General features: G+C 52.7%; 9 protein-coding genes and 1 riboswitch. Of the genes, 7 read left to right on the top strand and 2 right to left on the bottom strand.

Annotated features, from left to right (window positions below):
- The first annotated feature begins 73 nt into the window (after positions 1-73).
- Positions 74-1,891: an excinuclease ABC subunit UvrC gene (gene uvrC / locus ACL02P_RS12580; RefSeq protein ID WP_412838241.1), complete on the top strand. Its 1,818-nt coding sequence runs from the start codon at positions 74-76 to the stop codon at positions 1,889-1,891.
- Here uvrC and ACL02P_RS12575 read toward each other — a convergent pair.
- Entirely contained in the window at positions 1,851-3,563 is a 1,713-nt protein-coding gene (locus ACL02P_RS12575) for a CPBP family intramembrane glutamic endopeptidase (protein WP_397376598.1), read from the bottom strand. The two genes, uvrC and ACL02P_RS12575, sit on opposite strands and share 41 nt — an antisense overlap.
- A gap of 349 nt (positions 3,564-3,912) precedes the next feature.
- Positions 3,913-4,075: riboswitch (cyclic di-AMP (ydaO/yuaA leader) on the top strand.
- Between the two features lie 67 nt (positions 4,076-4,142).
- Here ACL02P_RS12575 and ACL02P_RS12570 point away from each other — a divergent pair.
- The 3 genes from ACL02P_RS12570 to ACL02P_RS12560 are packed head-to-tail and all read left to right on the top strand — an operon-like array spanning position 4,143 to position 7,489.
- Positions 4,143-5,486, top strand: a complete 1,344-nt coding sequence (locus ACL02P_RS12570) for a TrkH family potassium uptake protein (protein WP_009224823.1) — start codon at positions 4,143-4,145, stop codon at positions 5,484-5,486.
- Between the two features lie 17 nt (positions 5,487-5,503).
- Entirely contained in the window at positions 5,504-6,166 is a 663-nt protein-coding gene (locus tag ACL02P_RS12565) for a potassium channel family protein (RefSeq protein WP_009224824.1), read from the top strand.
- 42 nt (positions 6,167-6,208) lie between these two features.
- Entirely contained in the window at positions 6,209-7,489 is a 1,281-nt protein-coding gene (locus tag ACL02P_RS12560) for an ArsB/NhaD family transporter (protein WP_009224825.1), read from the top strand.
- Positions 7,490-7,588: 99 nt separating this feature from the next.
- Here the strand turns inward: ACL02P_RS12560 and ACL02P_RS12555 are convergent, their stop codons facing one another.
- The gene (locus ACL02P_RS12555; RefSeq protein WP_009224826.1) at positions 7,589-8,500 is read right to left on the bottom strand and encodes a LysR family transcriptional regulator; all 912 of its coding nucleotides are present in this window, start codon (positions 8,498-8,500) and stop codon (positions 7,589-7,591) included.
- 283 nt (positions 8,501-8,783) lie between these two features.
- On the opposite strand from ACL02P_RS12555, the gene ACL02P_RS12550 reads away from it, so the two are divergent.
- From ACL02P_RS12550 to sdhB, 3 genes are all read left to right on the top strand, one after another.
- The gene (locus tag ACL02P_RS12550) at positions 8,784-9,455 is read left to right on the top strand and encodes a succinate dehydrogenase cytochrome b558 subunit (RefSeq protein ID WP_009224827.1); all 672 of its coding nucleotides are present in this window, start codon (positions 8,784-8,786) and stop codon (positions 9,453-9,455) included.
- Between the two features lie 126 nt (positions 9,456-9,581).
- On the top strand, positions 9,582-11,327 hold the full coding sequence (gene sdhA, locus ACL02P_RS12545) for a succinate dehydrogenase flavoprotein subunit (RefSeq protein WP_009224828.1): 1,746 nt from the start codon (positions 9,582-9,584) through the stop codon (positions 11,325-11,327).
- A 12-nt stretch (positions 11,328-11,339) separates the two neighbouring features.
- The gene (gene sdhB, locus ACL02P_RS12540; RefSeq protein ID WP_009224829.1) at positions 11,340-12,125 is read left to right on the top strand and encodes a succinate dehydrogenase iron-sulfur subunit; all 786 of its coding nucleotides are present in this window, start codon (positions 11,340-11,342) and stop codon (positions 12,123-12,125) included.
- Positions 12,126-12,213 lie beyond the last annotated feature (88 nt).

Raw genomic sequence — 12,213 nt, 5'->3', positions numbered from 1 at the left:
TTAACTTGGAGTGGAGAAAGGAGGAGGAAGCTTGGACACATCGGCCAATGAAACGTTAAGTTACGAGAAAGCGATGGAGCGAATCCAACATAAACTGGCGCTGCTGCCCGATTCCCCGGGTTGTTACTTAATGAAGAACAAAGACGGTAAGATCATTTACGTCGGCAAAGCCAAGGTGCTGAAGAACCGGGTCCGTTCCTATTTTACAGGCAGCCATAACGGGAAAACCCAGCTGCTCGTATCCGAGATCCGCGACTTCGAATACATCGTGACCGCGAGCAATATGGAAGCACTTATCCTGGAATGTAACCTGATTAAAGAACATCATCCGCGTTACAATATCCTCCTGAAGGATGACAAGACTTTCCCCTATATCAAAATTACGAATGAACCGCATCCCCGGCTGGAAGTGACCCGGCGGGTGCTTAAAGATAAAGCAAAATATTTTGGTCCGTATCCGAACGCCTACGCGGCTCAGCAAACGAAGAAGCTGCTCGACCGCATGTATCCGCTGCGCAAATGCAATGTGATGCCGAAGGAAGTGTGCTTGTATTATCACATCGGCCAATGCTTGGCACCTTGCGTATATGAGGTCGAGAAGGAAACGTATGAGAAGATGACGCAGGAGATCATCTCGTTCCTGAGCGGCGGGCATGTGGAGATCAAGAAAGAGCTGGAGCGCAAAATGCACGAGGCAGCCGAGGCCCTGCAATTCGAGCGAGCTAAGGAGCTGCGCGACCAAATCATTAACATTGATGCGGTGATGGAGAAGCAGAAGATTACGGTGACCGATGCGAAGGACCGCGACGTGTTTGGGTATGCCGTAGACAAGGGCTGGATGTGCGTGCAGATTCTATACATGCGTCAGGGAAAAATGATCGAACGGCATGCGTCGGTCTTTCCGTTTTACGGCGACGCCTATGGCGATTTTATGTCCTACGTGACGCAGTATTACAGCGATAACCCGGCTTTGCCGCAGGAGATTCTGCTGCCGGAGAAGCCGGAGGATCAAGAGGAGGCCGGCGCGCTCGATGCTCCAACCGCCTTGCAGGAGTGGCTGGGGGTGAAGACGCTGGTGCCGCAACGCGGCTTAAAGCGGCAAATGACCAAAATGGCCGAGGAGAACGCGCGCGTGACGCTGGACGAGAAGTTCCGCCTGATCGAACGGGATGAGGAACGCACCTCGAAGGCGGCCGAGAACCTCGGCAAAGCGATTGGCCTGGAGTCGGTGTCGCGGATCGAAGCGTTTGATAACTCCAACATCCAAGGGTCGAACCCGGTCTCAGCCATGGTGGTGTTCATTGACGGCAAGCCGGCCAAGAAGGAATACCGCAAATATAAAGTAAAAACCGTGAAGGGCCCGGACGATTACGAGACGATGCGCGAGGTCATCCGCCGTCGCTATGAGCGGGTGCTGAAGGAGAATTTACCGCGGCCTGACCTAATCGTGGTCGACGGAGGCAAGGGGCAGATCTCTGCGGCTACCGATGTGCTGGAGAACGAGCTGGGCCTACACATCCCGGTATGCGGCCTCGTGAAGGACGCCAAGCATAAAACCGCACAGCTGATGGCGTTTGATCCGCCGGAGCCGGTTTATCTGCCGCGCGACAGCCAGGAGTTCTACCTGCTGCAGCGGATTCAGGACGAGGTGCACCGCTTCGCCATTTCGTTCCATCGCGAACAGCGGGCCAAGTCGATGGTCGCCTCACGGCTGGACTCGATCCCCGGCATCGGGGAGAAACGCCGGAAGGCGCTGCTTAAGCACTTTGGATCGCTGAAAAAAATTAAAGAGGCCTCCGTCGAAGACTTTCGGCCTCTTTCTATCGGGGATAAATTAGCCCGTCAAATCCTTAATGCCCTTCGGGACGAAGATCCGCCAGAGGAGTCATAACATACGGCTCCTCTTTTTGTTGCGGCGTCGGGGTCTTCCGCTCCTTGCTTGGCGGGTTAAACAAGTAAATCACATACGCAACGATCGCCGGCAAGGCGATGTAGAACAACCCGGCGACGATGTTCAGCGCTCCGCCCATAAACATCAGGCTCAGCGACATCAGGATGCTGTCGAAGATGACGTGCGAGAAGACAACGGTCGCGAAGCCGTAGCGCAGGAACACGAAGCTGAACAGCAGTCCGATAAAGGTTAATTCGATCGGGCGCGAAATGACCGGATAAATCGGATACAACGTGTGGCCAAACGCCCAGATTAAGGTCGACAGCAGGCAGGCGATAAAGGTGCTGCGGAACATTTTCTTCAGCATTGGGATCCCGAACAAGCGATACACCGCTTCTTCTCCGATCCCTGCCACCCAAGCCAGCAGCGGAAACAATAGCGGGTACACCATGTTGTAAGGCGATTGCGTCGCATCGGTCGTGGACCAGGTATGAATCGTTTGCTCTAAAATGAAGAAAACAACGGATTGAACGCCTAACAGGATCAATGCCCAGGCATACCCGTCAGCCACGGAGGTCAGGATGGAACGGCCGTACCCTTCTTCCCGTGATCGCGCCCACAAGTTGATGCCGTTCTTCCGCCACAGTCCATCGCCGCCCACCAGCGAGAAGTACACGGAAGCGGCGAGGAACAACGTCACCAGACCTTGGAAGAAGAGGCCAAAGATGAGCACGCCGGATTCAAGACCGTCTTTTTGGAACACGGGGATCATGTTGATCGTTCCAATCGTGGATAGCACGAAGTAAGCCGAAGCCAGGAAAATACCCCGCTTAAACGAGGTATGGGCCCGCGTCAGCGCGCTGTAGACGATCGCCAGAATCGCCAGCACGAACGTCAACAGGGCGTATCCGGCATAGGTGAGCCAGCTGGCGATTTTCGTCTGTCCGGCGACGTAGTCCTGATGAGCCTGCGGTACGGTAAAATAGCTCTCCAACGAGGAAACCTTGCCGTATTCGAAGCTGAGCTTGATTTCCGCTTGCGATTCGCCTAACGTGTAGCCATTGATATGGTAGAGGAGGCCCACATCCCCTTCACCGGAGGCCAGCTCCAGATCGCTTGGTTTAAATCCAAAGGCGTTCAGGTAAGGCTGTGCCAGCTCTTCTTTCTCCGCTAACGTTAAATCCCCCTCCCATGCCTTCATGGAATCGGTGGTTTCCGATCCTACATCAAGCATCATCTGCTTGGTGGCGTTGCTGGAGGAACTGATCTCCTCGAAGCCGACGACTTGACCGGTGGTCATATGGACATCCACGGTCACGGCGCTTAACGATTCGGTGGGGTCCGTGTAACGGACACGAAATACGTCATATGGAAATTGCTTGTCATACGTTTTTAAGTATGGGGCGAGCAGATCGGCTTTGGTTAAGTAACCAAACAGATCGGAACGCGTTTCGTATGTAATCAATGCTTTATCCTTCGTGGGATTCGGCAGGTCGATCCCAAGTACGGATTGGACAAATTCACTTGCATGGGCAGCTGCTTCCGGTTTGCTGATCACCTCATTTGCTTGCTGCAGCTGCAAGGACTCCGAATCGGTGGTCGGAAACAGTTGAACGGCGACGAACACAATGAATCCTAGGGCGGCCAGCAGCCACAGATTTTTGGTCTTCATCCTGCGGCGGCCATTTGACGTCAAAGGGGAACTCACTCGCAAAACTCCTTTGTTATTAAGTTGAATGAAATCGGGAACACGTACTCTTCTTATATTATGAGGTATGTTTTTCCCTCAAGTACGTCAAAGTAAAGATAACACAGCTATCCCCCCTGCGCCAGACGGAGGGCAAAATTGACGAGAAACGGCAAAAACTTCGGCAAGTCTACGCATCATTTAGATTGGGGGCGAACTTAATCTGCACAATCCCTGATTTCGTCCTTTTCTGGTCTTTTTCTTGAAAATAGAGCTTTGTGGCGGGACGGAATAAGGGATATAATCCATTTGACGAAAAATGATTGAAAACAATTGAAAAGATTGGCCGAATTTCGCAACGAAAACGGGGGAACCGTATATTTTGGGGTGAATTTCACGGAGCTTCAACTCCCAGCAAGGGGATATGTTCCGCGAATAGGGCAACTGGGCATGTCCGAATCCGTCAGCTAACCTCGTAGGCCTGTGCATCAGGAACCAAACACCGAAAGGCATTGGATTTCCAGTGCTTTTTTTCTTTTGTGTTTTTTTCAGAACGATGATGAGGTGAACGCGTTGCATACCAAGAAAATTAACCTTTCTCCGCCGCAGATATTGGTGACTGGGTTTGCGATCATTATTTTGCTGGGTGCGCTACTGCTCATGCTGCCGATTTCCAGTACGACCGGGGAAACACTCCCGTTCGTCGACGCACTGTTCACGGCTACTTCAGCAACCTGTGTTACGGGGTTGGTCGTGGTTGATACCGGGACCTATTTTTCAACCTTTGGACAAGTCGTGATCGTCCTGCTGATCCAGATTGGGGGGCTTGGGTTTATGACCATGGCCACTTTGTTCTCCCTTGTCCTGAAACGAAAAATATCGCTAAAAGACCGTCTCATCCTCCAAGAAGCGATGAACCAAAACTCTGTGGAAGGAATCGTACGGTTAATCCGCAAAGTTCTGTTGTATTCGCTCGTTATTGAATCCAGTGCGGCGCTGATGTTTGCGATTCGATGGTCATTCGATATGCCGATTGGTAGGGCGCTGTATTTCGGAGTTTGGCACGCGGTCTCGATGTTCAATAATGCAGGGTTTGACCTGTTTGGTGAATATCAAAGCTTCACGAAGTACGTTGCTGATCCGATCGTGAACTTCGTTGCGATGTTTCTGATCGTCTCGGGCGGGATCGGATTTATCGTACTGTCCGACGTATTCGAGTTTCGGAAGCGGCGGAAGCTGTCGTTGCATTCGAAGGTGGTATTGTCGATGACGTCGGTGCTGATCGTGATCGGGGCGTTAGTCATTTTCATCTTTGAGTTCACGAACTCGCGTACGCTTGCTCAGCTCAGTTGGAGCGGCAAGATCTGGGGTTCGTTTTTCCAATCGGTGACGCCGCGTACGGCGGGAGCCAACACGCTGGATATTGGGTCATTACGGCAGGCAACGCAATTCTTCATGATCATCCTGATGTTTATCGGGGCCTCCCCAGGCTCTACGGGGGGCGGAATTAAGACGACCACATTTACGATTCTGGTCGGCTCGGTTGGTTCGATGATTCGCGGAAGGACTGACCTAGTCCTGTTCAGGTACCGGATGGCCGGGGAACGGGTCTTTAAGGCGCTTACGATCACGATGCTTGCCTTATTCCTGGTCTTAGCAGTGGCAATGGTATTGTCTACCACGGAGGACGCGAGCTTTTTATCGATTTTGTTTGAAACCACTTCGGCTTTCGGCACGGTCGGACTTACGATGGGGTTGACGGGGAAACTAACGGTTATCGGTAAAATTATCATCAGCTTCACCATGTTCGCCGGTCGGCTCGGGCCGCTGACGCTTGCTTATGCGCTCGGTCCGAAGAAAGGAAAAGAGCTGTACCGCCATCCAGAAGGCAAAATCATTATTGGATAAGGGGAAAACGGGCAAAAATGAAAAAGCAGCAGTTTGTGATCATCGGCTTGGGGCGCTTCGGCTCGAGTCTGGCCTTGGAATTGATGGAGTTAGGATATGAGGTTCTGGGCATCGACCGGAATGAAGAGATCGTGGAAGAACTTAGCGATCGGCTCACGCATACGGTTGTCGCCGATGCTACAGAAGAAGAGGTGCTGAAGTCGCTGGGGGTTCGTAATTTCGATTGCGGGATCGTAGCGATTGGCACCGACATTCAAATGAGCATCCTGGCAGCTATTCTCCTCAAAGATCTTGGCATTAAAACGGTAGTTGCCAAAGCGATCTCGCTTCTGCACGGCCGAGCTCTGGAGAAGCTGGGGGTGGATCGGGTGATTTATCCAGAACGCGACATGGGGGTTCGTGTGGCCCATCAGCTGGTTACTCCAAATTTGCTGGATTATATTGAACTGTCGAAGGAATACAGCATCGTAGAAATGAAAGTTCCCACTTGCTTGAACCATAAAAGCATAGGTGACCTCAATATGCGGGCACGCTTTGGCTGCAGCATCGTGGCGATTCACCGCAATGGCGGTATTTTGGTTGCTCCCACTGCGATGGATCAGTTAAATGAAGGCGACATTATGGTTATTATAGGAGCAAAGAAAAATATCGAGCAATTTGAATCAATCATCAATCCTTAATAAGATGGTAAGATGGCTTACTAGCATGGAACGGAGAGAAGTATGGAACAACAGGCCATTTGGGCTTTAATCATTTTTTTGCTGACCTACGCACTCATTATATCTGAGAAAATTCACCGAACGGTGCTGGCTATGGCTGGTGCGGCGTTCATGATAATCTTTGGCATCCTTGATCAGGAGAGCGCAGTGCATCATATTGATTTTAATACGCTGGGACTCTTGATCGGGATGATGATCATCGTGAATACGACAGCCAAGACCGGTTTATTCACGTACATCGGCATATGGACGGCCAAGCTGGCCAAAGGCAATCCGATCACTCTGCTGTGGTTGCTGGCGCTGATCACCGCGATAGGTTCGGCATTCCTGGATAACGTAACGACCATTATTTTGATGGTCCCGGTGGCATTTAGCATTACGCGGAGGTTGAGGGTTCAGGCGTTCCCTTACCTCTTTTCTATGATTCTTGCCACGAATATCGGCGGGACGGCGACTTTAATCGGAGACCCTCCCAACATTATGATTGGCAGCGCCGTGAAGGAACTGACCTTCGTAGCCTTCATGCAAAATTTGACGCCAGTCGTGTTGATCATTTTGGCAGTGATTCTGCCGCTTGTGATCGTGATCTTCCGCAAAGAGTTGAAAAAGGCTTATGCTCATCAACAGAGCTTGATGGAGATCAGTCTGGAGGGCTTGATTACGGAGAAAAAGCTGCTCACCCAATGCCTGATCGCCTTGGGGTTGACCTTGTTGGGCTTTTTCCTTCATCAATACATACATCTGGAAACGGCTACTATTGCGCTGGCTGGCGCCTTCTTGCTGCTGCTCATGACCGGCGAGCACGTGATGGAACAAGCCTTCCGTTCGGTGGAATGGCCCACCATCTTCTTTTTCGTGGGTTTGTTCGTATTGGTCGGAGGGTTGGTTGAAACGGGAATCATTACGAGAGTGGCCGAAGAGGTGATGCGCCTGACTGGAGGCGATCCGCTAACCACCTCGATGCTGATCCTCTGGCTGAGTGCTTTGGCGTCGGCGTTTATCGACAATATTCCGCTGGTGGCGACGATGATTCCGATGATCCAAGACATGGGCGGAATGGGGATTCAGCACCTGGAGCCGCTATGGTGGAGCCTATCGCTTGGCGCTTGTCTCGGTGGAAACGGAACATTAATCGGAGCCAGCGCCAATTTGATCGCTGCTGGGATGTCCGCCAAGGAAGGGGAACCGATCAGCTTCCTAAAATATTTGAAATACGGGCTGCCGCTGATGATCGTCACCATTTTGATCTCCAGCCTCTACGTTTATTTGCGATACTTCATTTAAAATAGACAAGCTGCCGCTAATCCAGGTTTTAGCCTGAAGGAGCGGCAGCTTTTTTGGTGTAACGAATAGCTGTTTAGGTTCGGGTGGATCATGGTGGCGTTAGAGCGGCAATTCTTTCACGAGGGTTTCGCGGATTTGCGTGATCCATTCCTTCGTTTCGCTCGTCAGCTCCGATTTGTCGCCATATACGAGACAGGTTTCGCGCCGTGTCTGGGCCAGTTCTGGAATCGGCACGGTCAGCAGGCCGTTATCCCGCAGCAGCGGCATACGCAGGTACGATTTGGGCAATAGCGCGGCTGCTTTACAGATCGGCAGCAGGCGGACGATCGCTTCAAACGAATCGATTTCCATGCGAATATCGGGCACGATGCTGTAGCGTCCAAACAGGTCGTCGATCAGCCGGCGATACCAAGTTCCCTTGGAAAATACGATCATCGGCCGACCGTTCAGATCGTCCATGATCAGACGGCGCTTCTGCCCGGCGGCGGCTAGCTCATGCCCTTTGGGAACGACCAACTCGAGGTGGTCTTTGAACAGCGGCAAGCATTTCAAGCCCGTCTCGTTCACCAGGGAGGCCACGACGCCGAAGTCCACTCTCTTCTCGCGGACATAAGAGACGATTTCATGGGTTTTGCCGGTAACGAGCTTCAATTCGATATCTGGAAACTTCTCCATTAATGAGGTCACGAGCGGCGGCAGGGTGGTTTGGATCGTCGTCAGGCTGGCGCCTAACGTGACGATACGGCGCTCCGCTGCCTTGATTCGGGACACGGTCTGCAGGAAGTTCTGGTGGCGTTGCCGCTGTTCCAGCGCATATTGGTAAGCTTCCTGCCCGACGCGGGTCAGCTCGAGTCTTTTCCCTTTGCGGTGAAACAGGGAGACCCCCCACTCCTCCTCCAACTTGGCGATTTTCCGCGAAAGGGCGGGCTGGGACAGGTTTAACAGCTTGGATGCTTTGTTCAAACTGGATTGCTCCACGACGGTGGTGAACACCAGCAACTCTTCCAGCATGGGTTACCTCCTTTTTCTGGGTGAAGGACAAGATTCGACAGGTTAGCTTATGCGAATTTGTTATAATGATTAATAAATATATTGCAATTCCATTATAAGATAAAAAGGAGTAACATGAAAAGTGACACAAGTTGTTCACAAGTAACTGGAGGTACAAAGGGGTTTTACCGACTGCGGTGTGGTATTTATCATATTCAACCTCCGCGCCCCCGTAAGGTCGAATCTTGAGTGAAATTGCGCAAGTTGAAACGGATGATGGAATGAGAAAGGGGTATACGCATTTATGAAAGGGTTTTATTCCAGAAAACTGCACTCGCTGCTGGGCGTCATTCCGCTGGGATTTTTCCTGCTGGAGCACATGATCACCAACTTTTCGGCGGTGGAAGGCGGGAGCGAAGGCTTTAGGGAAGCTGTCGCGTTCCTGAACAGCCTGCCGCTCGTCTTGGTTTTGGAGATTTTTGGGATCTGGCTGCCGCTCTTGTATCACGGGGTTTACGGGCTTTATATTGCGTTTCAGGCGAAGCCGAACAATCGGCGGTTCCCAACCGAGCGCAACCTGCGTTATTTGTTGCAGCGGATTACCGGCGTTATCGCGTTTGTGTTCGTGATCTGGCACGTGGTGGAGACCCGTGTACAGGTAGCGCTGGGCAATGTGGAGCATGAGGAATTGGGCGGCTTGATGCATGAGATCGTCAGCAACCCGCTTCTCTTCACGTTGTATATCATTGGGGTCGTGTCGGCGGCCTTCCACTTTACGAATGGATTGTGGTCGTTCCTCGTCAGCTGGGGCGTGACAGTCGGCCCGCGGTCGCAACGTGTGTCCTCCTATATTTGCATGGGCTTGTTCGCGATCGTTGCTATCATGTTCGTGTGGTCGCTGATCGCATTCCGCGGCTCGGAATTCCAAGCCGAAGGCACTGCCTTGCTGGAGACGGCAAAGGCTTGGATGGCTTAGGCTTTGTTCGTAGATGACTCGTTTGAAGTAACGCTCACAAAACTAAGCGAATGCTTCCGGTGCAAGTTTTGTACGAAGCATTTCCGTTGAAGTATCGCTCACAAAACTTTTAGGAGTTGAAAGCAAATGGCTAAACAAAGCTTAATCGTCGTTGGCGGCGGCTTGGCCGGCTTGATGGCTACGATCAAATCAGCCGAAGCAGGCGTGCCGGTACAGCTGTTTTCCCTTGTGCCGGTAAAACGTTCCCACTCGGTGTGCGCGCAAGGCGGCATTAACGGGGCCGTGAATACGAAAGGCGAAGGCGACTCGCCTTGGGAGCATTTTGACGATACCGTATACGGCGGGGATTTCCTGGCCAACCAACCGCCGGTGAAGGCGATGTGCGAAGCTGCACCTGGCATCATTCACTTGATGGACCGGATGGGCGTCATGTTCAACCGCACGCCGGAGGGGCTGCTTGATTTCCGCCGGTTCGGCGGGACGAAGCATCACCGCACGGCGTTTGCCGGAGCAACGACCGGACAACAGCTGCTGTACGCGCTGGATGAGCAGGTACGCCGTCATGAAGCGGCCGGCCTGGTCACGAAATATGAAAACTGGGAGTTCCTGTCTGTTGTTTTGGACGATGAAGGCGTCTGCCGCGGCATTACCGCACAAAACCTTCGCTCGATGGAAATCACCACGTTCCCTTCCGATGCGGTCATTTTGGCGACAGGTGGCCCAGGGATTATCTTTGGTAAAACGACGAACTCGGTCATCAACACGGGGACCGCGGCCAGTGCCGTGTATCAGCAAGGCGTCACGTACGCTAACGGTGAGTTCATTCAAATTCACCCAACGGCGATTCCGGGCGATGACAAGCTGCGTCTGATGTCGGAATCTGCACGCGGCGAAGGCGGACGGATCTGGACGTATAAGGACGGCAAACCGTGGTACTTCCTGGAGGAGAAATACCCGGCCTACGGTAACCTTGTACCGCGGGACATCGCGACACGGGAAATTTTCCATGTGTGCGTGGACCTGAAGCTGGGCATTAACGGCGAGAACATGGTGTATCTCGACCTGTCCCACAAGGATCCGAAAGAGCTGGACGTGAAGCTCGGCGGGATTATCGAGATTTACGAGAAGTTCATGGGCGACGATCCGCGTAAAATTCCGATGAAAATTTTCCCGGCAGTCCATTACTCTATGGGCGGTATGTGGGTCGACTATAACCAAATGACCAACATTCCTGGCCTGTTTGCGGCTGGCGAATGCGAATACCAATATCACGGGGCGAACCGTCTTGGCGCCAACTCGCTGGTGTCGGCGATTTACGGCGGCATGGTGGCCGGACCGAAAGCGGTGGAATATCTTCGCGGCCTGAAGAAATCGGCAGAGGATTTGAGCCCAAGCATTTTCGAAAGTTACCGCAAGGCCCAAGAAGAGAAATACGAAGGGATCCTGGCGATGGATGGCACGGAAAATGCCTATGTCATCCACAAAGAACTGGGCGAATGGATGACCGCGAACATGACCGTCGTTCGTCACAACGATCGCTTGGAAGCAACCATAGGCAAAATCAAAGAACTCAAAGAACGTTACAAAAAGATCAACATCAACGATACGTCCCGCTGGAACAATACGGGAGCGGCGTTCACCCGTCAGCTGTGGAATATGCTGGAGCTGGCCGAAGCCATGACGAAGGGGGCGCTGCTGCGTAACGAAAGTCGGGGCGCGCATTATAAACCGGAGTTCCCGAACCGGAACGACGAGGAATTCTTGAAGACGACAATGGCGAAGTGGACGCCGGACGGCCCGGAAATTTCGTACGAACCGGTCGACGTCTCCTTGATCCCACCGCGGATTCGCGACTACTCGAAGGACAAATAGGAGGGGATACCCATGGCAATGGCGGAAACGGATGTATCGGCCAAACAACAAACGGCCAAAAAAGTTAAATTCATCATTACACGCCAGGATGATCCGAACTCGAAGCCTTATACGGAAGAATTCGAGCTGGATTACCGCCCTGGCATGAACGTGATCAGCGCCTTGATGGAAATCCAGCGGAACCCGGTAAACCGGAAGGGCGAGCATACCTCGCCGGTTTGCTGGGAGTCCAACTGTCTGGAGGAAGTGTGCGGCGCCTGCTCGATGGTGATCAACGGCAAACCGCGCCAGGCTTGTGCGGCACTCATCGACAATTTGGAACAGCCGATTCGCATTGAACCGATGCGGACGTTCCCGGTCGTGCGTGACCTGGTGATCGACCGCAGCCGGATGTTTAATGCGCTCAAGCGGGTGAAAGCATGGATCCCGATCGACGGCACGTACGATCTGGGACCCGGGCCGCGGATGCCGGAGAAGAAGCGCCAATGGGCGTATGAACTGTCCAAGTGCATGACCTGCGGCGTCTGCCTGGAGGCTTGTCCAAACGTCAATGAGAAGACGGACTTCATCGGTCCGGCAGCCATTTCCCAAGTGCGCTTATTCAACGCGCATCCAACAGGCGAGATGAACGCCGAAGAGCGTCTGGAGGCCCTGATGGAACCCGGCGGCATCGAAGGCTGCGGCAACTCGCAAAACTGCGTCCGCGCCTGCCCGAAAGGCATCCCGCTGACCACCTCCATCGCCGAAATGAACAAGGCGACCACGAAGCATATGTTTAAAATGTGGTTTATGCAGTAATAGAATCTAATGGATTCATACCGATAAAGTAACGCCATTCATCCGAAAGAATCGGAGACAGACCTCGGGAGGGGCTGTCTCTTTTTTT

This window comes from Paenibacillus sp. MB22_1 (assembly GCF_047200555.1).
GTDB classification, from domain to species: domain Bacteria; phylum Bacillota; class Bacilli; order Paenibacillales; family Paenibacillaceae; genus Fontibacillus; species Fontibacillus phoenicis.
This window is presented reverse-complemented; position numbering and strand designations above follow the sequence as displayed.

Coding starts and splice junctions, on each gene's coding strand:
- ACL02P_RS12560 (WP_009224825.1), top strand. CDS start 6,209: ATGGAACAACAGGCCATTTGGGCTTTAATCATTTTTTTGCTGACCTAC.
- ACL02P_RS12555 (WP_009224826.1), bottom strand. CDS start 8,500: ATGCTGGAAGAGTTGCTGGTGTTCACCACCGTCGTGGAGCAATCCAGT.
- ACL02P_RS12550 (WP_009224827.1), top strand. CDS start 8,784: ATGAAAGGGTTTTATTCCAGAAAACTGCACTCGCTGCTGGGCGTCATT.
- ACL02P_RS12565 (WP_009224824.1), top strand. CDS start 5,504: ATGAAAAAGCAGCAGTTTGTGATCATCGGCTTGGGGCGCTTCGGCTCG.
- uvrC (WP_412838241.1), top strand. CDS start 74: ATGGAGCGAATCCAACATAAACTGGCGCTGCTGCCCGATTCCCCGGGT.
- ACL02P_RS12575 (WP_397376598.1), bottom strand. CDS start 3,563: ATGAAGACCAAAAATCTGTGGCTGCTGGCCGCCCTAGGATTCATTGTG.
- sdhB (WP_009224829.1), top strand. CDS start 11,340: ATGGCAATGGCGGAAACGGATGTATCGGCCAAACAACAAACGGCCAAA.
- sdhA (WP_009224828.1), top strand. CDS start 9,582: ATGGCTAAACAAAGCTTAATCGTCGTTGGCGGCGGCTTGGCCGGCTTG.